The 21,436-nt window shown below is 70.1% G+C and carries 18 protein-coding genes; 11 read left to right on the top strand and 7 right to left on the bottom strand.

The window, feature by feature from the left end:
- Positions 1-24: 24 nt before the first annotated feature.
- The gene (locus tag AB0M62_RS28155; RefSeq protein WP_366077095.1) at positions 25-1,170 is read left to right on the top strand and encodes a cystathionine gamma-synthase; all 1,146 of its coding nucleotides are present in this window, start codon (positions 25-27) and stop codon (positions 1,168-1,170) included.
- 138 nt (positions 1,171-1,308) lie between these two features.
- Here AB0M62_RS28155 and AB0M62_RS28150 read toward each other — a convergent pair whose 3' ends face one another.
- From AB0M62_RS28150 to AB0M62_RS28135, 4 genes are all read right to left on the bottom strand, one after another.
- The gene (locus AB0M62_RS28150; RefSeq protein ID WP_366077094.1) at positions 1,309-1,500 is read right to left on the bottom strand and encodes a DUF1059 domain-containing protein; all 192 of its coding nucleotides are present in this window, start codon (positions 1,498-1,500) and stop codon (positions 1,309-1,311) included.
- Between the two features lie 106 nt (positions 1,501-1,606).
- On the bottom strand, positions 1,607-1,858 hold the full coding sequence (locus AB0M62_RS28145; protein ID WP_366077093.1) for a hypothetical protein: 252 nt from the start codon (positions 1,856-1,858) through the stop codon (positions 1,607-1,609).
- Complete coding sequence (locus AB0M62_RS28140; RefSeq protein ID WP_366077092.1) at positions 1,855-2,358, bottom strand: sigma factor-like helix-turn-helix DNA-binding protein; 504 nt, start codon at positions 2,356-2,358, stop codon at positions 1,855-1,857. Before AB0M62_RS28140 ends, AB0M62_RS28145 begins: the two co-directional genes overlap by 4 nt.
- 43 nt (positions 2,359-2,401) lie before the next feature.
- Positions 2,402-2,926: a MarR family transcriptional regulator gene (locus tag AB0M62_RS28135; protein WP_366077091.1), complete on the bottom strand. Its 525-nt coding sequence runs from the start codon at positions 2,924-2,926 to the stop codon at positions 2,402-2,404.
- Positions 2,927-3,072: 146 nt separating this feature from the next.
- Between AB0M62_RS28135 and ilvA the strand changes: the two genes are divergently transcribed.
- From ilvA to AB0M62_RS28120, 3 genes are all read left to right on the top strand, one after another.
- A complete protein-coding gene (ilvA, locus tag AB0M62_RS28130) occupies positions 3,073-4,302 on the top strand; it encodes a threonine ammonia-lyase (protein ID WP_366077090.1) in 1,230 nt (409 codons plus the stop codon).
- Positions 4,303-4,456: 154 nt separating this feature from the next.
- Complete coding sequence (locus tag AB0M62_RS28125; RefSeq protein WP_366077089.1) at positions 4,457-5,518, top strand: ATP-binding cassette domain-containing protein; 1,062 nt, start codon at positions 4,457-4,459, stop codon at positions 5,516-5,518.
- Positions 5,515-6,372 (top strand): ABC transporter permease, encoded by an 858-nt coding sequence (locus AB0M62_RS28120; protein WP_366077088.1) that lies wholly within the window; start codon positions 5,515-5,517, stop codon positions 6,370-6,372. Before AB0M62_RS28125 ends, AB0M62_RS28120 begins: the two co-directional genes overlap by 4 nt.
- Positions 6,373-6,452: 80 nt before the next feature.
- Here AB0M62_RS28120 and greA read toward each other — a convergent pair whose 3' ends face one another.
- Both greA and AB0M62_RS28110 read right to left on the bottom strand, forming a co-directional pair.
- A complete protein-coding gene (gene greA / locus AB0M62_RS28115) occupies positions 6,453-6,950 on the bottom strand; it encodes a transcription elongation factor GreA (protein WP_366077087.1) in 498 nt (165 codons plus the stop codon).
- Between the two features lie 143 nt (positions 6,951-7,093).
- Positions 7,094-7,501, bottom strand: coding sequence for a DUF4307 domain-containing protein (locus AB0M62_RS28110; protein ID WP_366077086.1), 408 nt, complete (start codon positions 7,499-7,501; stop codon positions 7,094-7,096).
- A 96-nt stretch (positions 7,502-7,597) separates the two neighbouring features.
- Between AB0M62_RS28110 and mca the strand changes: the two genes are divergently transcribed.
- Together mca and AB0M62_RS28100 are read left to right on the top strand one after the other, a co-directional pair.
- Complete coding sequence (gene mca / locus AB0M62_RS28105) at positions 7,598-8,473, top strand: mycothiol conjugate amidase Mca (protein ID WP_366077085.1); 876 nt, start codon at positions 7,598-7,600, stop codon at positions 8,471-8,473.
- A gap of 1 nt (position 8,474) precedes the next feature.
- On the top strand, positions 8,475-8,705 hold the full coding sequence (locus AB0M62_RS28100; protein ID WP_366077084.1) for a hypothetical protein: 231 nt from the start codon (positions 8,475-8,477) through the stop codon (positions 8,703-8,705).
- A gap of 129 nt (positions 8,706-8,834) precedes the next feature.
- Here AB0M62_RS28100 and AB0M62_RS28095 read toward each other — a convergent pair whose 3' ends face one another.
- Complete coding sequence (locus AB0M62_RS28095) at positions 8,835-12,089, bottom strand: tetratricopeptide repeat protein (protein ID WP_366077083.1); 3,255 nt, start codon at positions 12,087-12,089, stop codon at positions 8,835-8,837.
- Positions 12,090-12,205: 116 nt separating this feature from the next.
- On the opposite strand from AB0M62_RS28095, the gene AB0M62_RS28090 reads away from it, so the two are divergent.
- From AB0M62_RS28090 to AB0M62_RS28070, 5 genes are all read left to right on the top strand, one after another.
- Positions 12,206-14,245, top strand: a complete 2,040-nt coding sequence (locus AB0M62_RS28090) for a thioredoxin domain-containing protein (protein ID WP_366077082.1) — start codon at positions 12,206-12,208, stop codon at positions 14,243-14,245.
- Positions 14,246-14,643: 398 nt separating this feature from the next.
- A complete protein-coding gene (locus tag AB0M62_RS28085; protein ID WP_366077081.1) occupies positions 14,644-15,906 on the top strand; it encodes a glycosyltransferase in 1,263 nt (420 codons plus the stop codon).
- Positions 15,907-16,016: 110 nt separating this feature from the next.
- Entirely contained in the window at positions 16,017-17,564 is a 1,548-nt protein-coding gene (locus AB0M62_RS28080; protein WP_366077121.1) for a phospholipid carrier-dependent glycosyltransferase, read from the top strand.
- The gene (locus tag AB0M62_RS28075) at positions 17,561-18,760 is read left to right on the top strand and encodes a glycosyltransferase (RefSeq protein WP_366077080.1); all 1,200 of its coding nucleotides are present in this window, start codon (positions 17,561-17,563) and stop codon (positions 18,758-18,760) included. The genes AB0M62_RS28080 and AB0M62_RS28075 overlap by 4 nt, the downstream gene beginning before the upstream one ends.
- A gap of 62 nt (positions 18,761-18,822) precedes the next feature.
- Positions 18,823-21,192, top strand: a complete 2,370-nt coding sequence (locus AB0M62_RS28070) for a galactose oxidase-like domain-containing protein (RefSeq protein ID WP_366077120.1) — start codon at positions 18,823-18,825, stop codon at positions 21,190-21,192.
- Positions 21,193-21,436: the final 244 nt, after the last annotated feature.

Here is a 21,436-nt window from a genome sequence, read left to right as displayed (position 1 = left end):
CCTTGACGAACTAGGCTCTGATCCATGAGCGACCCTCACAGCTTCGAAACTCTCGCGATCCACGCGGGCAACACCGCAGACCCTCTGACCGGCGCAGTCGTCCCGCCGATCTACCAGGTCTCCACCTACAAGCAGGACGGCGTGGGCGGGCTGCGCGGCGGTTACGAGTACAGCCGTTCCGCGAACCCGACCCGCACCGCGCTGGAGGAAAACCTCGCGGCACTGGAGGGCGGCCGGCGCGGACTCGCCTTCGCTTCCGGCCTCGCGGCCGAGGACTGCCTGCTGCGCACGCTGCTCGAGCCCGGCGACCATGTGGTCATCCCGAACGACGCCTACGGCGGCACCTTCCGCCTCTTCGCGAAGGTCGTGTCGCGCTGGGGCGTGGAGTGGTCCGTCGCGGACACCTCGGACCCGGCGGCGGTGCGGGCCGCGCTGACCCCCAAGACGAAGGTGATCTGGGTCGAGACGCCGTCGAACCCGCTGCTCGGCATTACGGACATCACGGCCGTCGCTGACATCGCGCGCACGGCAGGAGCGAAGCTCGTCGTGGACAACACGTTCGCCAGCCCGTATCTGCAGCAGCCGCTGTCTCTGGGTGCGGACATCGTCGTGCACTCGCTGACCAAGTACATGGGCGGTCACTCCGACGTCGTCGGCGGCGCCCTGATCGCGGCGGACGCGGCGGTGGGCGAGGAACTGGCGTACCACCAGAACGCGATGGGCGCGGTCGCGGGGCCCTTCGACTCGTGGCTGGTGTTGCGCGGCATCAAGACGCTGCCGGTCCGTATGGACCGGCACAGCGAGAACGCCGGGCGCATCGCCGAGATGCTCACCAAGCACCCAAAGGTCACCAAGGTCCTCTACCCCGGTCTGCCGGAGCACCCGGGGCACGAGGTGGCCGCCAAGCAGATGCGGGCGTTCGGCGGGATGGTGTCGTTCCAGGTCGAGGGCGGCGAGGAGGCGGCTGTCTCCGTCTGCAACCGGGCCAAGATCTTCACGCTGGGCGAGTCCCTGGGCGGAGTCGAGTCGCTGATCGAGCACCCGGGCCGGATGACCCACGCCTCGGTGGCGGGGTCGGCCCTGGAGGTTCCCGCCGACCTGGTCCGCCTGTCGGTGGGTATCGAGGCGGCCGACGACCTGCTGGCGGACCTGGCTCAGGCGCTGGGCTGACGCCTTCCGGGGCTGACGCCCCAAAAAACGGGGCTGACGATGCCTCGGTTGCTTTCGCCCTCCAGGGCGGGCCCGGAAGGCGGGAGAGACGGACCGGTTCCGGGATCATGCGCGCGTGATCCTGGAACCGGGTGCCGCTCAGGCGTTGACCTTCTCGTCCTGGAGCGAGCCGCGGACCATCTGACGCAGCTCGGCGTTGTCCTCGTGGCCATGGACGGAGACCGCGTGCTCGGTGGCGGCCCGGACGACTTCCTCCTCCTCACCGGAGATGGTGAGGCTGCAGTTCATTACGCTCGGCGAGTTGCGGCAGTCGGCAACTTTTCGGGTCATGACGGCCTCCTCGGCTCATGCTGTATGCCGCTCATACCAGCATAGAACCGGATGAAACGGCTGCTCTCTCGCCGGCTGTCCCGCTGCCTTCCCAGGTCGACCTCGCTCACCAGCCCTCCAGCGGCGGCGCGATGTCCGACGACGGCTCCAGCCACGGCTCGGCGAGCGCCGCCCACACCGAGAACGCGACCACGGCCACCACCAGCAGCAGCCACAGCAACCGCCGTGCCGCCCGGTGGCGGCGCAGTATGCGGTGGCCGCGTTCTGCCGCGTGACCCGCGAGATCCGCCGGTACCGCCGGGTGCGGACCTTCCAGCATCCGGCGGACCTCGTCCTCCTTGCGGTCCGGCGGGCTCACGGCGCCACCTCCCCGGGCCGGGCGGCCGTCGGCCGAGGGTGCGCGGGGGGCGGCGGTCCGCCGGGCCGGCCGCTGCGCATGGCGGCCGTCGCGCGCGTGCAGATGGCTCGGACCCGCTCCACCGGCAGGCCGAGCTGCGCCGCCGTCTGTTCCTCGGCGGCCCCCTCGTACAGCCGCAGGACGAGGACGAGGCGCTCCTGCGGGGACAGCCGGGCCAGTACGCCCCCGCGTGCCTTGTGGTGACGCCAGGCGGTGCGGGCGAAGCGGGCGGCCAGTTCCTGACGGGCGTGGTCGTACGGGTCTTCGCCGCGCAGCCGGTCCCACTCCGCGTACGTGTGGGCGAGGGCGGCCGTCAGCAGCCGCTGCGCCTCCTCGTTCGCCTCGTCCGTCTCTGCGGTGAGCAGTGTCGCCGCATGCAGCAGCCGGCCGGCCGCGCCCGCGACGAATGCCTCGAACTCCCGGGCCCGGCGGCTGCCGTGGTTCGCCGCCCGTTCTCGCACCGTTCCTCCTGGCACTCATATGAGGCCAGGTGCGGCGCCCGGGTCAAGAGGTCGGAACGCCCCCGGCATCGGAGACGGCGTCCGCCTCGGCCGCTGCGGCCATCCTGGCGGAGAGGGAGGAGTTGAAACGGGTCAGGAGGGTGCAGAACGACTCGCGCTCTTCCGGACTCCAGCCTTCCGTCACCTGCGCCATCAGCTCGCGACGCGAGGACCGCACCTCCTCCAGCCGGGCAAGGCCGCGCGGGGAGAGCTGGAGTACGACCGCGCGGCCGTCCTCCGGGTGCGAGGTGCGCTTGACGAGGCCGGTGTCGACGAGCGGGGCGACCTGCCGCGTCACGGTGGAGGAGTCGATTCCCATGCCGGCCGCGAGTGCCTTGACACCCATCGGTCCCTCCTGGTCCAGGCGGTTGAGGAGCAGGTACGCCGCGCGGTCCATGGAGTTGCGTACCTGGCCGACACCGCCGAGCCGGGTCTGCTCGGCACGGCGGGCGAAGACGGCCACCTGGTGCTGGAGGGCATCGAGGAGGCCTTGGTCAAAACGGGTCGTCATGTCCGGAGTGGTGGGCATGGCCTGGGGCTCTCTTCGTGCGGTGGTCGGTGGGTTGGGGGACAGAGTACGCGGCCGGAAGCGGCCCCGTACCTGCGCTGAGCAAACCCGTACCCACGCCTTTTCCGGGGCGGCCGGGGAGCCTGTGAGCTGCGAGACTGGCGGTCATGAGCTTCCGTACGTCACACCCCTTGCCTCCCCTGATCCTCGATGACATCCGTGGTGCTCAGAAGATGCTCTCCGGGGTGGCGAGAGTGACCGCGATGGAGGGCAGCCGGCACCTGTCCCACCTGGTGGGAGCCCCGGTCCACCTCAAGTGCGAGAACCTTCAGCGCACCGGCTCCTTCAAACTGCGGGGCGCGTACGTCCGGATCGCCGGCCTCTCCCCCGAGGAGAAGGCGGCGGGGGTCGTAGCCGCGAGCGCGGGCAACCATGCCCAGGGCGTCGCGCTCGCCTCCTCCCTTCTCGGCGTACGGTCGACGGTCTTCATGCCGGCCGGGGCGCCGCTCCCGAAGGTCGCGGCGACCCGGGAGTACGGGGCCGAGGTGCGCCTGCACGGTCAGGTGGTGGACGAGACCCTTGCCGCGGCGCAGGAGTACGCGGAGAAGACGGGCGCCGTCTTCATCCACCCCTTCGACCACCGCGACATCATCGCCGGGCAGGGCACGCTGGGCCTGGAGATCCTGGAGCAGTGCCCGGAGGTACGGACGATCGTCGTCGGTGTCGGTGGCGGCGGCCTCGCGGCGGGTATCGCTGTGGCGGTCAAGGCGCTGCGGCCCGACGTGAAGATCGTCGGCGTGCAGGCGGCAGGGGCGGCCGCCTATCCGCTCTCTCTTGCCGCCGGGCATCCGGTGTCGCTCGACGCGCCGCAGACCATGGCGGACGGCATCAAGGTCGGCCGTCCGGGCGATGTCCCCTTCAAAATCATTGGCGATCTGGTCGACGAGGTCCGTACCGTCTCCGAGGACGCGCTCTCCAGCGCGCTGCTGCTCTGCCTGGAGCGGGCCAAGCTCGTCGTCGAGCCGGCCGGCGCCAGCCCGGTGGCGGCGCTGCTGAGCGAGCCGCGGTCGTTCGACGGGCCGGTGGTGGCGGTGCTGTCCGGCGGCAACGTCGATCCGCTGCTGTTGCAGCGGATCCTGCGACACGGCATGGCGGCCGCGGGACGGTATCTGTCCCTCCGGCTGCGACTGACGGACCGGCCGGGGGCGCTGGCAACGCTTCTGGGGGTGCTGTCGGTGGTGGACGCCAACGTCCTGGACGTGGGCCATGTACGGACGGACCCGCGGCTCGGGCTCACGGAGGTGGAGGTGGAGCTCCATCTGGAGACGAAGGGCCCGGAGCACTGCGTCGAGGTCGGTGAGGCGCTTCGCGAGGCGGGCTACACGGTCATCGAGTAGGACCGTCCGGCAGGATCCGTCCGGCGGAACCCGTCCGACGGAACCCGTCCGGGCAGGATCCGTCCGGCCGATGGGGCCGAACCCGTTGAGGAACGCGATATAACGCGATACCGTGTCCTCGCAATCACCCAAAATAAAAACTGGGAGAACCCACATGCCAGGCGCCATCTACGCCGAAGGGCTCGTGAAGACCTTCGGCGACGTAAGGGCTCTGGACGGCGTCGACCTCGATGTCCCCGAGGGCACGGTCCTGGGCCTGCTCGGTCCCAACGGCGCGGGCAAGACCACCGCCGTGCGCGTACTGACCACCCTGCTGCAGCCCGACAGCGGCAAGGCGGTCGTCGCGGGGATCGATGTGCTCAGGCATCCGAACGAGGTCCGCCGCTCCATCGGCCTGTCCGGCCAGTTCGCTGCCGTCGACGAATACCTGACGGGTCGCGAGAACCTCCAGATGGTCGGTCAGCTCTACCAGATGAGCGGCAAGGACGCGAAGGTCCGCGCGGGCGAACTGCTCGACCGCTTCAACCTCGCCGACGCCGCCGACCGGCCGGCCAAGACCTACTCCGGCGGTATGCGCCGCCGGCTCGACCTCGCGGCCGCCCTGGTTGTCAGCCCGCCCGTGATGTTCATGGACGAGCCGACCACCGGACTCGACCCGCGAAACCGTATGGCCCTCTGGGAGGTCATCGAGGAACTGGTCGCCGGCGGTACGACACTGCTGCTCACCACCCAGTACCTCGAAGAGGCCGACCGGCTGGCGCACGACATCTGCGTCATCGACCACGGCCGGGTCATCGCCCGCGGGACCTCCGACCAGCTCAAGGCCCAGACGGGCGGCGAGCGCGTCGAGGTGGTCGTGCACCAGCGCGAGCAGATAGAGCCCGCCGGCGAGGTGCTGCGCGGCTTCGGCAAGGGCGAGGTCGCGGTCGAGGACCACACCCGCAAGCTCACCGTCCCGGTCGCGGGCGGCGCCAAGCTGCTCGCCGAGGTGATCCGCGAGCTGGACACCCGGGGCGTCGAGATCGACGACATCGGCCTTCGCCGCCCGACTCTCGACGACGTATTCATCTCGCTGACCGGTCATGCGGCTGAGCTCGACGACGAGACCGGCGAGGGCGCCGGTCCCGGCGCGGCGAGGAACAAGAAGGCCAAGAAGGCCGACAGGGCCGACAGGGCCGAGGAAACCGGCAAGGCCGACGAGGAGGCCGCACAGTGACTGCCGTACAGGACGCCGTGAAGGTCGCGGCACCCCGGCCGCGCGGTGGCATCGTCCAGTCGGTCTCCGACTCGCTGGTCGTCGCCAAACGCAACCTGATCCGCATGACCCGCATCCCGGAGATGATCATCTTCGGGATGATCCAGCCGATCATGTTCGTGGTGCTGTTCAGCTACGTCTTCGGCGGCTCCATCTCCGTCGAGGGCAACACCTCGCCCGCCGCCTACCGCGAGTTCCTGATGGCCGGCATCTTCGCCCAGACCGTCACCTTCGCCACGGCGGGTGCGGGCGCGGGCATCGCCGACGACATGCACAAGGGCCTCATCGACCGCTTCCGGTCGCTGCCCATGGCCCGTGGCGCGGTGCTCACCGGCCGCACCCTGGCCGACCTGGTCCAGACGGCGCTGACCCTGGTGGTTCTCGCGATCGTCGCCCTGATCGTCGGCTGGCGTACCCACGAGAACGTCGGCAGCGTGCTGGCCGGCTTCGCCCTGCTGCTCCTGCTGGGCTATGCCTTCTCCTGGATCGGCGCGCTGATCGGCCTCTCGGTCCGCACCCCCGAGGCGGCCACGTCCGGTGGGCTGATCTGGCTCTTCCCGCTGACCTTCATCTCGAACGCGTTCGTGCCGTCGGACAACATGCCGACCTTCCTGCGGCACATCGCGGAGTGGAACCCGTTCAGCGCCACCGTGCAGGCCGCCCGGGAGCTCTTCGGGAACCTGCCGCCCGGCTACCGGGCACCCGACGCCTGGCCCATGCAGCACCCCGTGTGGGCATCGATCATCTGGTCGGTCCTGATCATCGCGTTCTTCCGGACCCTGGCGGTGCGCAAGTACCGCTCGGCGGCCGTCTGACCGCAGGCACTCGAGATGGAGCCCCCGGCCGTCGTGTGACGGCCGGGGGCTCCTGTCTGTTCTGCGTGCGTACGGGCCGGTCAGCCGGAGTAGGGCTTGGCCTCGAGGATCTTCACCGAAGCTTTCTTGCCGTTCGGCAGTTCGTACTCGGCGTTCTCGCCGATCTTCTTGCCGTTGACGCCGGTCCCCAGCGGGGACTGCGGCGAGTACGTCTCGATCTCCGAGGACGCGTACTCGCGCGAGGCCAGCAGGAACGTCATCGTGTCGTCCTCGTCGCCGTCGAAGGCGATCGTGACAACCGTGCCGGGCGCCACCACACCGGCGGTCGCAGGGGCCTCGCCGACCTTCGCGTGCTCGAGCAGCTGAGTCAGCTGCCGCACCCGGAGCTCCTGCTTGCCCTGCTCCTCCTTGGCCGCGTGGTAACCGCCGTTCTCCCGCAGGTCACCCTCCTCACGGGCCGCCGCGATCTTGGCAGCGATCTCCGTGCGTGCGGGACCCGACAGGTACTCCAGCTCGGCCTTGAGCTGGTCGTACGCCTCCTGGGTCAGCCAGGTGACGCTCTCGGTCGTCTGGGTCACAGGTGCTCCTCGTCGGTACTGGGAATACAAAGCATCGCCCTACCCAAAGGATGTGCCGTCATGGGCGGGCGAAACCACGAGCCTAACAATTCAGGCGGAAAAGGGGGAGGACGTTTGACGTCCCGTATGTGCCCGCGGGTGGTTCAGCGGCCGGTGCCGGACTGGCAACCGACCAGCTCCACCATGTTCGCGCGGCCTGTCGTACGCAGCTTGACGATCTCGTCCACACGGTCGGCCCGCTGGTCGAACCGAACGTCCTTGCGGCCCACTTCGCGGTGCTGCTCGTCCTGCGAGCTGAGCGTGCAGACGCCGCTCGCGCCGGCGTCCTTCCGGACTTCGAGATGCACCTGCACCTCTGTGTCCGAAACCACCTTGAACTTGATCATTTCGGCGCTGAGATCCTTGGCCACGACATGGCTGTACCCGAACCAGCCGATCAGCGCGATCATGCCGGCGGCCAGGACCGCCCCCACGATCTTGAGTGTCCGGTCGGCGCGCGCGTCCGCGGAACGGCCGTACCGGCCCTCGGGCAGCTCACCAGCCACGCTCATGATCGATCCTCCTGGTCAGGGGCTCAGGAATTTTCCGCCCCCCGATTCGGTCACTATAGAAGCCGCCCATCGCGACGAATCACTGAGGATCGAGTCTTGACTGAGCAGCTTCGATTGATGGCCGTCCATGCCCACCCCGACGACGAGTCGAGCAAGGGCGCGGCCACCATGGCCAAGTATGTGTCCGAGGGGGTGGACGTGCTGGTCGCGACCTGCACCGGTGGTGAGCGCGGCTCCATCCTCAATCCCAAGCTTCAGGGCGACAAGTACATCGAGGAGCACATCCACGAGGTCCGGGCCCGCGAGATGGACGAGGCCCGCGAGATCCTCGGCGTCAAGCAGGAGTGGCTCGGCTTCGTCGACTCCGGCCTGCCCGAGGGGGACCCGCTGCCTCCGCTGCCGCAGGGCTGCTTCGCGCTCAAGGACGTCGAGGAGGCCGCCGAGCCGCTGGTGAAGCTGATCCGCCGGTTCCGGCCGCACGTCATCACGACATACGACGAGAACGGCGGCTACCCGCACCCCGACCACATCATGACCCACAAGATCTCGATGGTGGCCTTCGACGCCGCGGGGGACCCGGCGAAGTACCCCGACGCGGGCCCGGCCTGGCAGCCGCAGAAGCTCTACTACAACCAGGGCTTCAACCGCCCGCGCACCGTCGCCCTGCACGAGGCGCTGCTGGAACGCGGAATGGACTCCCCGTACGGGGAATGGCTCGAGCGCTGGAAGGAGTTCCAGCGCGCCGAACGCACACTGACGACGTACATCCCGTGCGCCGAGTTCTTCGAGATCCGTGACAAGGCGCTCCTCGCGCACGCGACGCAGATCGACCCCGACGGCGGCTGGTTCCGCGTGCCGCTGGACCTCCAGAAGGAGGTCTGGCCGACCGAGGAGTACGAGCTCGCCAAGTCGCTCGTGGACACTTCCCTCCCCGAGGACGACCTCTTCGCGGGCATCCGGGACAATGCCTGACATGAGCGCTACTCACGCACTGACCCAGCTCGTCCCGCTCGCCGCCGACTTCGACAAGAACAAGGTCACCCCGGGAGTCCTCGGCTTCCTCGTTTTCGCGGCCCTGGCCGTCGGCGTGTGGATGCTGATGAAGTCGATGAACCGCCACATGGGCCGGGTCGACTTCGAGGAAGCCCCCGACCCCGCGGAGGCGAAGCCGGCCGCCACCGGTCCGAAGCCCGATCGCGGCTGACGGCCGCCCCGGCGACCACGCCCCGGGCCCGGAGGCTTGCGGCCTCCACCGGGCCTCGCCGGGCACTTTCCGCGCGGGCGGCGCACCGGCCGCCCCGCGGCCGGGCGGCCGGGCCCTGGGGGCAGCCGCTCAGCCGGTCGGCGGGTCGGCCGGGGCCGGCCGGGCGGCGCCCACCGGTACGCCCATGACCTCACGCGCGTGACGGTTCGGGATCATGCCCAGCTGCCAGGCCTGCCAGCCGTCCTCCAGCTTCACGCCCCGCTCCACGATCAGCGCGTACGCCTCCGCGCAGTCCTCCAGCTTGCCGTCCCGCGTCGCATGCGTGCTCCGCAGGAGCTGCGCCAGCTCCTCCTGGGCCACCGCCGTGCCGATCTCCGAGCCGCCCGCCGAGGCGTACGGGAGCAGCGTGCAGCGCAGGAAGCGCGCCCAGTCCCCGCCGCGGAGGTCGCCGTACGAGGCGAACAGGCGGGCCGCCTCGTCGCACAGCTCCAGCGCCTGAGGGGCGCGATGGTTCCCCGCGTCGATCACCGCCAGCTCCAGGCACGTCCACGCCTCCCCGTGCGCGACCCCGATCCGGTGGAAGTCCTGGCGGGCATCCACCAGGAGCTGCCGGGCGAAACCGCTGTTGCGCAGGTTCCCCGTCTGCGCGGCGCGCTGATCGCGAGTCGCCCGGCCCGAGTGGTGCCGGGCGCATGCCAGGCCGTACACGTCCCGCATGCGGGAGAACATCGTGCGCGACCGCTCCAGCTCCCGCACCGCCTCATCCATGTCCCCGCGCTCCTCCAGCGCCTGGCCCAGGTAGTACAGCGTCCAGGCCTCGCCGCGCGCGTCCTCCGCCTCGCGGTGCCGGGACAACGCCGGCCGCAGCTGGTCCACGGCAGACGCCGGGTCGCCGTCCACCAGGCGGGCCCGGGCCAGCTGAGTCATCGCCCACGCCTCGCCGCGGCCGTCGCGCGTACGCCCGTACAGGTCGAGCGCCTCGCGCAGCTGCGACTCGGCCTCCGGTACGTCGCCCGTCCGCAGGTACAGCTGCCCGAGCTGGAAGTGCGCCCAGCCCTGGCCGTGCAGGCTCTCACTGTCCCGGTGCAGGGTCAGCGCCGTCGTCAGCAGCGTCAGTGCCTCCGCCAGCTGCGCCCGGTCCCGTTCCACCGCCGCCAGCGCGTGCAGCGTCCACGCCCGGTCCGCGGCCAGCTCGTCGCCGGACTGCAGTCGCAGTGCCTCCCGCAGCTTGGCCGCCGCCTCGGTGAGGTTCCCCTGATGGTGCAGGGTGATGCCCAGCGAGCACAGGGCGCGGGCCGCGCCCGCCTCGTGCTGGGCCTCGAAATACAGGTCCACCACCGACGACAGCGTCGTACGGGCCTTGTCCAGCTCACCGAGCTGCCGCGCCGCGATGCCCGTACGCCACTGCACCGACCGGACCAGCAGTCCCTGGTCTACCGCCTGCGTCAGCTCGCTGATCTCGCCCAGCCGGTACAGGTCGCCGCGCAGCAGGCAGTAGTCGCACAGCGCGCCCAGCAGATCCAGTACGGCCCGCTGGTCCACACCCTCCGCGTGCCGCAGCGCCGCGGTGATGAAGCTCGACTCGTCGTCCAGCCACCGCAGCGCCGCATCGAGCGACGTGAACCCGTGCCCCCCGAACTGGTCGGCCCGGGTCGACGTCTTGCCGTCCACCAGCCGGATCACCGAGTCCGCCAGCTCCGCGTAACTGCGGATCAGCCGCTCCTGGGCCGCCGACCGCTCGGCCGGTTCCTCCTCGTCGACCAGCCGCGCATGTGCAAATGCCCGGACCGCGTCGTGCAGCCGGTAGCGGCTGCCCCGCACCCGGTCCAGCAGCCCCGCTCCCGCCAGCGCCGCCAGCTGCCGCTGCGCCTCCTCCTCGTCCGCGGCCAGCAGCGCGGCGGCCGCCGCCGTCCCCAGACTGGCCCGCCCGGCCAGCGCGAGACGCCTCAGCAGCCGCCCCGCCTGCTCCGACTGATCCGTGTAGCGCAGCCACAGGGCCCGCTCGACCGGCTCGACCGGCCCGTACGCACCCAGGTCCGCGGCCAGCTCCCGCGGCGTACGCGGCCCCAGCGAGGACCCCGCGATCCGCAGCGCCAGCGGCAGCCCTCCGCACAACTCCCGTACCAGCGAAGTCGCCTCACCGTCGTACGGGCCCTCGGCATCCTCGGCCACAGCCCGTAGCAGTTCCTCCGCCCCCGCCTCGTCGATCGCCTCCACCGGCAGCTGGTGCACCCACGCCGGAATATCCGCGGGCAGCTCCAGCGGCCCGCGCGCGGTCACCAGCACCAGGCTCTCCGAACGCTCCGGCACCAGCGTCCGGACCTGCGCCGCGTCGCTCGCGTCGTCCAGGACAACCGCGACCGGCAGGCCGGTCAGCTGCTGGTGGTACAGCTCGCCCAGCCTCCGGACCTGCTGCTCCGCGGAGGACCGCTCCCGGAACAGCAGCTGCTCGCGCGGTGCACCCAGCCGGTTCAGGAGATGCAGCAGAGCGTCCCGCGTCGACAGCGGGGCCTCGTCCCGGCTGTCGCCGCGCATGTCGACCAGGCAGGCGCCCCGGAACTGGTCCTTCAGGTGGTGCGCCGCCCGAACCGCGAGCGTCGTGCGCCCCACTCCCGGCGGCCCGTGCAGCACCACGATCACCGGCTTCGTCTCCGTACTGGCCCGAGCCGCCTGCACCCACTGCGCGATCCGGGTCAGCTCGGTCCGCCGGCCGGCGAACGGCCCGGCGGGCTCCGGAAGATGCCCGAACGACTGCTCCAGCACAGTGCGCCGCCGGGCCGCCGCACTCCGGTCGGTGCCGCGCAGGGGCGGACCGGCCGCCGCCTTCTTCTTCGCCGCCCGCCCCGTTCCCGTACGGGTCGCCGCGGCCACCATCCGCTGCTGGTCCAGGAACGGGCGGATGCCCCGTACGTCCAGAGCCGTCAGCCACTGCAGCCGCAGCTGCTCGGCCCCGCCCGGCTGGGCCAGCGCACCGGCCCGGCGATGGGCGGCGGGCCAGTGCGAGGCGGTCACCTTCAGGACGGTCGTCGCCGCCCCGGCGGCGGCGACCACCATCCCGGCCCCGAGGGCGGGCCCGGCTCCGGTGCCGAGCGCCAGGTCCGCCCCGACGGCCGCGGCTGCGGCAACCGCCGTGACGAGCACGGGAGTTCCCAGACTCTGTCTGGTGAGGCGATCGCCGATCGGCTGCCGTCCGGCCTCCGCCTCGTCGAGAGCGTGCAGGTAGGCGGTGTACTCCTCGGCCGCCGCGGCGGCCATGGAATCCAGCCCCTCGCGGGCGCGTGCCGTCAGCACCGTCCGGTCCGCCTGCCCGCCGGTCCGCCGTATCTCTTCCTCCACGGCCCGTGCCAACAGCCTCTCGGCTTCCGCGCGATGGCTGTCCCGCATGTGGATCCCCCTCCGAGAGCTTCGGTTCAGTGAACAAGTGTCCTGCGTGGGGCGCGCGAGCGCGAGGGAGTCGGACGATCACGGGGATCACCTGGACGTTGGGGCAGGATGGGAGTATGCCGAATCACCTGGCTCATGAGACGTCTCCGTACCTGCTCCAGCACGCGGACAACCCGGTCGACTGGTGGCCGTGGTCGCCCGAGGCCTTCGAGGAGGCGCGCGAGCGCGGGGTGCCGGTGCTGCTCAGCGTGGGGTACAGCAGTTGTCATTGGTGTCATGTAATGGCTCACGAATCGTTCGAAGACGATGAAACTGCGGCATTTCTGAATGAGCATTTCGTCAACGTCAAGGTCGACCGCGAAGAGCGGCCCGACGTCGATGCCGTCTACATGGAAGCCGTGCAGGCAGCCACCGGTCAGGGCGGCTGGCCCATGACCGTCTTCCTGACGCCCGACGCCGAGCCGTTCTACTTCGGTACCTACTTCCCGCCCGAGCCCCGGCCCGGCATGCCCTCCTTCCAGCAGGTCCTGGAAGGAATCAGGGCCGCCTGGACCGACCGGCGGCAGGAGGTCGGGGAGGTGGCCGGGAAGATCGTGCGGGACCTGGCCGGACGCACGCTCTCGTACGGGGCGCCCGGGGTGCCCGGGGAGGAGGAGCTGGCGCAGGCGCTGCTCGGGCTGACGAGGGACTACGACGCGAACCATGCCGGTTTCGGCGGGGCGCCCAAGTTCCCGGCGTCCATGACGCTCGAGTTCCTGCTGCGGCACCACGCACGCACCGGAGCCGAGGGCGCACTGCAGATGGCGGCGGACACCTGTGACGCCATGGCGCGCGGCGGGATCTACGACCAGCTCGGAGGCGGGTTCGCGCGGTACTCGGTGGACCGCAAGTGGGTCGTGCCGCACTTCGAGAAGATGCTGTACGACAATGCGCTGCTCTGCCGGGTGTACGCGCATCTGTGGCGGGCCACCGGTTCCGAGCAGGCCCGCCGGGTGGCCCTGGAGACGGCCGACTTCATGGTGCGAGAGCTGCGGACGCGCGAGGGCGGGTTCGCCTCGGCGCTGGACGCCGACAGTGACGACGGTACGGGCAAGCACGTCGAGGGCGCGTTCTACGTGTGGACTCCGGCGCAGCTGCGTGAGGTGCTGGGGGAGGAGGACGGCGACTTCGCCGCCCGGTACTTCGGCGTGACGGAGGAGGGCACCTTCGAGGAGGGCGCCTCCGTGCTTCAGCTGCCGCAGGGCGACGGCGTCGCGGACGCCGCGAGGGTCGCGTCGGTACGGGAGCGGCTGCTGGCCGCCCGCGAGCAGCGGCCGCGCCCCGGCCGGGACGACAAGATCGTGGCTGCCTGGAACGGGCTGGCCATCGCCGCGCTCGCCGAGACGGGGGCGTTCTTCGGCCGGCCGGACCTGGTGGAGCGGGCGACCGAGGCCGCCGATCTGCTGGTCCGGGTGCACATGGACGACCATGCCCGACTGGCCCGGACCTCCAAGGACGGCCGCACGGGCGCGCACGCGGGTGTGCTGGAGGACTACGCGAACGTCGCCGAGGGGTTCCTGGCGCTGACCGCGGTCTCCGGGGAGGGCGTGTGGCTGGAGTTCGCCGGGTTCCTGACGGACATCGTGCTGGATCAGTTCACGGGGGAGGACGGCGTCCTGTTCGACACGGCGCACGATGCCGAGCAGCTCATCCGCCGGCCCCAGGACCCGACCGACAGTGCCACGCCGTCGGGGTGGACGGCGGCTGCCGGCGCGCTGCTGTCGTATGCCGCGCACACCGGGTCGGAGGGCCATCGCACCGCTGCCGAGCGGGCGTTGGGTGTGGTAAAGGCGTTGGGGCCGCGTGCCCCGCGGTTCATCGGCTGGGGACTCGCGGTCACCGAGGCGCTGCTCGACGGGCCGCGCGAGGTGGCCGTCGTGGGTGCCCTCGACGACGTACGGACGCGGGAGCTGCACCGGACGGCACTGCTGGGAACGGCTCCGGGCGCGGTGGTAGCGGTGGGTGAGCCGGGGAGTGACGAGCTGCCGCTGCCTGCCGGGCGGCCGTTGGTGGACGGCCGGCCGGCAGCTTTCGTCTGCCGCCACCTCGTGTGTGCCGCACCGACCTCCGACGTGTCGGCGCTGGCGGAGCAGCTGGGGGTCCGGCCGGGCGTGTGACGTGACGGTGAGGTGACGCGCGACGTGACGCCCGACATGACGCGGGATACGTGATGGCGGATCAGACCGCCCCCCGGCACACAAGAGTTGGTGCCTGACAGCCCCGCCGGACCTGCGGTCTTGCGTGACCGGGGGCCGCGTGCGGGTGCACCGTACACGGCGTCAACGCGACTTGATCGCATGCCAGTTCAGAAACACAGTATTTATCTGATCTGTGTCTGAGTTTCACCTTCTCCCCCTATTCTCTCCACGAGAGACTCGGACCCGCGTACTGGGGAGTGCGCGGAGGGGGAAGACAGGGGCAGCGCCGGACAGGGGGTCCGGCTGCGATCCGCCCCTTGGGGGAATCACGCGATGCTGCGGCGCACGGCGCCTCAGCAGGTCCAAGGGGGGACCTTTTGTTCACTTCTGTGTTTATTGCTGCCGTTTCGCTGGCGCTGTTCTGGATGGCGGCGTTCACGCTCTGGTGGCAGATGCATGCATGGCGCACGCCGGAGACGCTCGCCGCCACCAGCTTCGCCCGGCCGCACGGGGGCCTGGGGCTCTCCTTCTCCCTGCTGCTGCCTGCCCGGCACGAGCAGGCCGTGCTGGAGCACACCATCGAGCGACTGCTCGAATCCAGCCACACCAACTACGAGATCATCGTGATCGTCGGGCACGACGACCCGGAGACCGCCGCCGTGGCCGAGCGTGCGGCGTCCCGCGACCCGGTGCGGGTGCGGGTCATCACCGACACCCACGAGGTCAAGAACAAGCCGAAGGCACTCAACACCGCGCTCCCGCACTGCCGTGGCGACATCGTCGGTGTCTTCGACGCCGAGGACCAGGTTCACCCGGAACTGCTCGCCCATGTCGACCACGCCTTTGTGTCCACCGGCGCCGATGTGGTCCAGGGCGGCGTCCAGCTGATCAACTTTCACTCCAGCTGGTACAGCCTGCGCAACTGCCTGGAGTACTTCTTCTGGTTCCGCTCCCGCCTCCACCTGCACGCGCAGAAAGGCTTCATCCCGCTCGGCGGCAACACCGTGTTCGTCCGTACGGACGTGCTGCGCGAGGCCGACGGCTGGGACCAGAACTGCCTGGCGGAGGACTGCGACCTCGGCGTACGTCTGTCGAGCGTCGGCAAGAAGGTCGTCGTCGCGTACGACAGCGACATGGTCACCCGCGAGGAGACCCCCGGCACCCTGATGAGCCTGCTCAAGCAGCGGACCCGCTGGAACCAGGGTTTTCTGCAGGTCTACCGGAAGAAGGACTGGAAGCAACTCCCCGGCCGCGGGCAGCGGTTGCTCGCCCGCTACACCCTGATGACGCCTTTCCTGCAGGCGTTCTCGGGCGTGATCATCCCGCTCAACGCGGGCATCGCGTTCTTCCTCGACGTCCCCGTCGGCATCGCCATCGTGACCTTCCTGCCGCTGATCACGGCCATGGTCACGTTCGTCTTCGAGATCGTCGGACTGCACGACTTCGGCAAGCAGTACGGCCTCCGCGTCCGCTTCGTCCACTACCTCAAGCTCATCGTCGGCGGCCCGTTCTACCAGGTCCTCCTGGCCGGCGCCGCGATGCGCGCCGTCTGGCGGGAGCAGCGCGGCCGCAACGAGTGGGAGCTGACCAGCCACGTCGGCGCGCACCTCACCGAGACCCGAGAGGATGTCCACCGGTGACCGCAACTCTGCCCACGGCCACTGACACCGACACCGACACCGACACAGCCACCCTCGCCGCACAGCGGCCGGCTCTCGAAACGGCCGCCCCGGGACACGTCCGGCCCGTCATCCGGTTCCGCAGCTCCCGTCCCGACCTGCTGCTCTGCTTCGGCCTGCTGGCCGTGATCATGCTCGTCCAGGGCTGGAACATCACCCACTTCCCGACGCTCAGCGACGACGAGGGCACCTACCTCGCGCAGGCGTGGGCCGTGCAGCAGGGCGACGGCCTCGCCCACTACACGTACTGGTACGACCATCCGCCGCTCGGCTGGATCCAGATAGCCGGCCTCACCTGGATTCCGTCGCTGATCGCCCCCGAGTCCATGACCGTGGCCACGATGCGTTTCGCGATGCTGCTGGTCAGCGCCGCGTGCGCGGTGCTGCTGTACGTACTGGCGCGCCGGCTGTTCCTGCCGCGCTGGGCGGCCGCGCTGGCCATGGTGCTGTTCGGGCTGTCGCCGCTCTCCGTCGTGCTCCAGCGTGAGATCTTCCTCGACAACATCGCGGTCATGTGGATGCTGCTGGCATTCTGCCTGGCCGCGTCCCCCAACCGTCACCTGTGGCACCACTTCGGTGCCGGGCTCGCCGCCGCCGTCGGCGTGCTCACCAAGGAGACGATGCTGGTGGTGCTGCCCGCGCTGCTGGTGACGATGTGGCGGCACAGCCACAAGGACACCCGCAAGTTCGCGGTGACCGGTGCGATCACCGCCTGCGCCATGATCGGCCTGTCCTACCCGCTGTTCGCGTTGCTGAACAACGAGCTGTTCCCCGGGCCCGGCCATGTGTCGCTGATCGACGGCATCACGTACCAGATGGGTCGCGAGGGCTCGGGTTCCATCTTCGACACCGCCTCCGGTTCGCACGGCGTCTTCAGGTCCTGGCTCTACTACGACCGGGTGCTGCCGCTCGGCGGCCTGGCCGGTGCGGCCCTGCTGCTGCTCACCACCCGCTGGTCGGTCACCGCACGGGCGCTCGCGGGTCCCGCGCTGGTGGTGGCCATCCTCGCGGTGGTCGCGATGCGCCCGTCCGGCTACCTGCCCGCGATGTACGTCATTCAGGCGCTGCCGTTCCTGGCCCTGGTGCTGGCCGGCGGCGCGGCGAGCGTCGCCCACGCCGTACTGCGCAAGCGGCGGCGGGAGCACGAGGGCAAGCCGTTCACGTACGGCCGCTGGACAGTGGCCGTGGTGCTGGCCGCGGCTGCGGCCGTGTATGTCGTGCCGCGCTGGTACGACGGCAACCAGGCGGCGCTCACCACCGACGCCAACGGCCCGTACCGGCAGGCTGCCGCGTGGCTCGGTAAGGAGGTGCCGGACCCGTCGGACGCCCGGGTGCTGGTCGACGACGCCCTCTGGCTCGACCTGGTTCACCAGGGCTACCAGCCGGGGCTCGGCGCGATCTGGTTCTACAAGGCCGACCTGGACCCCGCGGTGACGAAGACGATGCCGCGCGGCTGGCAGGACATCGATTTCGTCGTCTCGTCCCCGACCGTTCGCCGGGATGCCGTGGATCTGCCCAACGTCAAGGCCGCACTGGAGCATTCGACGCCGGTCGCCGTCTTCGGCGAGGGCGAGGACCGGATCGAGATCCGGAAGATCACGGGAGCTGATGAGCGGTGAGCGTGTATCCCACAGGGGCCGAGGAGCTCGGCGATCCGGAACTCCAGGCCGCCGAGGTGGCCGAGCCCGGCGCTGTCACGATCATCATTCCGACCTTCAACGAGTCGGCCAACGTGAGGGAGCTGCTGGGCCGGCTCACCGATTCCGTGCCCTCCCGGCTGCCGTGCGAGGTCGTCTTCGTCGACGACTCCACGGACGACACCCCGGAGGTGATCGGCAAGGCTGCGCAGGACTGCCCCTTTCCGGTCTCCGTCATCCACCGGGACACTCCGACGGGCGGCCTCGGCGGCGCGGTCGTCGAGGGCATCAAGGCGGCCGGCTCGGACTGGATCGTCGTCATGGACGCCGATCTCCAGCATCCGCCCGCGCTCGTGCCCGACCTGGTCGCGGCCGGCGAGCGGTCAGGCGCCGAACTCGTCGTCGCCAGCCGCTACATCCGCGGTGGCAGCCGGGCCGGACTGGCCGGCGGCTACCGGATCGCCGTCTCGCGCGGCGCCACCTGGCTGGCCAAGGCGCTCTTCCCGCGCCGCCTGCGCGGCATCAGCGACCCGATGAGCGGCTTCTTCGCGATCCGGCGGTCCACGGTGACCGCGGACGCGCTGCGGCCGCTGGGCTACAAGATCCTGCTGGAACTGGCGGTGCGATGCCGGCCGGAGAAGGTCGCCGAGGTGCCGTTCGTCTTCCAGGACAGGTTCGCCGGTGAGTCCAAGTCGACGGCGAAGGAAGGGGTGCGCTTCCTCAAGCACCTGTCCGCGCTGCGTACGTCGTCGCCGCTGGCCCGGATGCTCGCGTTCGGCCTGATCGGGCTCACCGGGTTCGTACCGAACCTGGTCGCCCTCTCCCTTCTCACCTCCGCCGGGATGCACTTCCTGCCGGCGGAGGTCATTGCCAACCAGTTCGGCGTCGTGTGGAACTTCCTCCTCATCGAGGTGCTGCTGTTCCGCGACCGCCGTGCGCACCGGCACTGGGCTGACCGGGTGGGCCGGTTCGCTCTGTTGGCGAACGCCGACCTGCTGCTGCGCATCCCGTTGATCGCCCTGTTCGTGGGCCAGTTCGACCTGGCGGTTCTGCCCGCCACCACGCTCGCGCTGCTGACCACCTTCGTGCTGCGGTTCGCGGCCACCGAAGCCCTGGTCTATCTGCCGCGCAGGAGCGGCCGAAGCAGCCGAGGGAGCCGCACAGAAAGGACCGCGTAATGCCACCATCCACGATCCCGAAGGGCCGCAGGCGCAGACAGGCGATGCTGGCTGTCGGGGCCATGACGGCGGGACTGCTGGTGTCCGTCCCGCAGCAGGCCTCGGCAGGGCCGCCCAACCTGATCTCCAATGCGGGCTTCGAGACGGCGGGCACGGGAGACATGCCGGCCTGCTGGTCGAAGTCCGGCTGGGGCGACAACGACTTCACGTTCGCCACCGTTCCCGACGCGCACTCCGGCACCAAGGCGATGAAGGTGACGCTGACGCGGCGGCTGGACGGTGACCGCAAGGCGTTGATCACCGAGAACGCGTCGTGCGCGCCCAAGGTGACGCCGGACCGGCAGTACGATCTGTCGCTCTGGTACAAGAGCGACACCCCCGACACCTCGGTCACACTCTTCCGGCACGACACCACGGCCGGCTGGCAGTACTGGACGGACCTCAAGACTCTCCCGGTCAGTCCGGGCTACCTGCGGGCCGAGGTCCGTACGCCCGTCATCCCGCCCGGCACCGACCAGATCACCTGGGGCGTCTCGGTGTACGGCACGGGCAGTGTCACCACCGACGACTACGTGATGGAAGAGGTCGCGCCGCCGGCGCCCGAGCCGCAGTGCACGGCGACTCCCGTGGAGTGCGAGAAGGGCCGTTGGGACGTCCTTCCGGTGCAGAACCCGGTGCGTTCCATGCACTCAGTCGTGCTGCACAACGGCAAGGTCCTGCTGATCGCGGGCTCGGGCAACGATCCGACGATGTTCGCGGCGGGCACCTTCACCTCGGCCGTGTACGACCCGGCGAACGGCTCCTTCAAGACCATTCCCACGCCCGTCGACATGTTCTGCGCCGGCCATGTGCAGCTGCAGGACGGCCGGGTGCTGGTGATGAGCGGCAACAAGGGCTATCCGTCGGCCGACGGCTCGATCGGGTACCAGGGACTGAAGGACTCGTACACCTTCGACCCGGCGACCGAGACGTATACGAAGACGAACGACATGAACGGCGGGCACTGGTACCCGTCGGCGACGGTCCTCGGCAACGGTGACGTCATCTCCTTCGGCGGTCTGAAGGAGGACTCCACCGGCAATGTGACGGCGGAGAAGTTCTCCGCGGCGGAGAACCGTTGGCTGCCCATGCACCAGGTCAACCAGACCTGGTCGTACTGGGGCCTCTACCCGTCGATGATCCTGATGCAGGACGGCCGGCTGTTCTACTCCGGCAGTCACGTCTTCGGCAACGGCACGCCGGGCACGGGCGCCTCCATCTACGACTACGACGCCAACACCATCACCGACGTGCCCGGTCTGCAGAGCAAGGACCAGCGCGACGAGTCGGCGAGCGTGCTGCTGCCCCCGGCGCAGGACCAGCGGGTACTGACCGTCGGTGGCGGAAACAACGAGAGCAACCCGGTCGCGAACCGGTACACGGACATCATCGACCTCAAGGAGTCCAACCCGGTCTACACGCCCGGCCCGCCGCTGCCGCAGGGCCAGGTCGACCAGGGGCAGGGCAAGCGTCCACAGACGGGCGCGGAGGGCAAGATGTACGTCTCGGCCGTGCTGCTGCCCGACGGGAAGGTGCTGGAGACCGGCGGCGGTCTGCACGACAGGGCCGATCCGGTGTACGAGGCGTCGTTCTTCGACCCGACGACGAACACGTACGAGTCGGGTCTTGCGGCGGACCCGATTCCGCGGACGTACCACTCGTCGGCGTTCCTGCTGCCCGACGGCCGGGTGATGGCGGTCGGCGACAACCCGGGCAACGGCACCTTCAACCACAACGTGTCGGTCTACACGCCCCCGTACCTGCTCAAGGGCGCCCGACCGCAGATCACTTCGGTCATCGACTCGCAGTGGACGTACGGGGACACCCAGCGGATCACCGTGAACCGGCCCATCGCCAAGGCGGAGCTGATCCGTCCGGCGGCGGTGACCCACTCCTCCGACCCCAACCAGCGGTTCGTGGACCTGCCGCTCACGGTCGACGGCAACAACATCGACCTCAATGTCACCAGCAATCCGAACCTGGCTCCGCCCGGCTGGTACATGCTCTACGCGGTCGACGCCAACGGCATTCCGTCGGTGGCGAAGTGGGTGCACCTGGGCGGGCCCGCGGCTCTGGCGCAGGACGCCCCGTCGGCGCACGTCCACTCGTTCGCGGACGATCCGGAGAAGGCGCCCAAGAAGCCGCTGAAGAAGCGGGCTTCGGCCCCGGTCGCGCCGACGATCGCCGGCTGTGACCGGCACTACGGCACGGCCAACGTGTGCGTCCCGACCGTCTTCCCGAAGACGGTCAAGGCGACGACGAAGGCCCGCTGCGAGTGGCTCGCGGCCCATGACTACGGCCGGCTGAAGGTCAACGGCAAGGACGATCCACTGCGGCTGGACCCGGACCGGGACGGCCGCACGTGTGGGAAGGGAGACCTGCTCAGGCGGTGACCTGTCCGTGGTGACCAGCTGAGTACGTGCGTGTGAGGGGCGGCCCGGCGTTCAGAGCGCCAGGCCGCCCTTCACGGTGTCCAGAGCCCGGTCGACCAGCTCGATCAGGTCGTCCCGGAAGCCGCGCGTACGTGGCCCGGCGGATCGCGATCCGGGTCCTGAGCTTCTTGCGTTCGCGCAGCCCCGGTCGCGGGGCCTCGTCGCCGGGGACGGAGGAGGACGCCTTGGGGATCATTGTGGTGGC

The sequence above is a fragment of the Streptomyces sp. NPDC051219 genome (assembly GCF_040682335.1).
GTDB lineage: Bacteria > Actinomycetota > Actinomycetes > Streptomycetales > Streptomycetaceae > Streptomyces.
This window is presented reverse-complemented; position numbering and strand designations above follow the sequence as displayed.

Coding starts and splice junctions, on each gene's coding strand:
- AB0M62_RS28155 (WP_366077095.1), top strand. CDS start 25: ATGAGCGACCCTCACAGCTTCGAAACTCTCGCGATCCACGCGGGCAAC.
- AB0M62_RS28150 (WP_366077094.1), bottom strand. CDS start 1,500: ATGACCCGAAAAGTTGCCGACTGCCGCAACTCGCCGAGCGTAATGAAC.
- AB0M62_RS28135 (WP_366077091.1), bottom strand. CDS start 2,926: ATGCCCACCACTCCGGACATGACGACCCGTTTTGACCAAGGCCTCCTC.
- ilvA (WP_366077090.1), top strand. CDS start 3,073: ATGAGCTTCCGTACGTCACACCCCTTGCCTCCCCTGATCCTCGATGAC.
- AB0M62_RS28125 (WP_366077089.1), top strand. CDS start 4,457: ATGCCAGGCGCCATCTACGCCGAAGGGCTCGTGAAGACCTTCGGCGAC.
- AB0M62_RS28110 (WP_366077086.1), bottom strand. CDS start 7,501: ATGAGCGTGGCTGGTGAGCTGCCCGAGGGCCGGTACGGCCGTTCCGCG.
- AB0M62_RS28100 (WP_366077084.1), top strand. CDS start 8,475: ATGAGCGCTACTCACGCACTGACCCAGCTCGTCCCGCTCGCCGCCGAC.
- AB0M62_RS28095 (WP_366077083.1), bottom strand. CDS start 12,089: ATGCGGGACAGCCATCGCGCGGAAGCCGAGAGGCTGTTGGCACGGGCC.
- AB0M62_RS28090 (WP_366077082.1), top strand. CDS start 12,206: ATGCCGAATCACCTGGCTCATGAGACGTCTCCGTACCTGCTCCAGCAC.
- AB0M62_RS28070 (WP_366077120.1), top strand. CDS start 18,823: ATGACGGCGGGACTGCTGGTGTCCGTCCCGCAGCAGGCCTCGGCAGGG.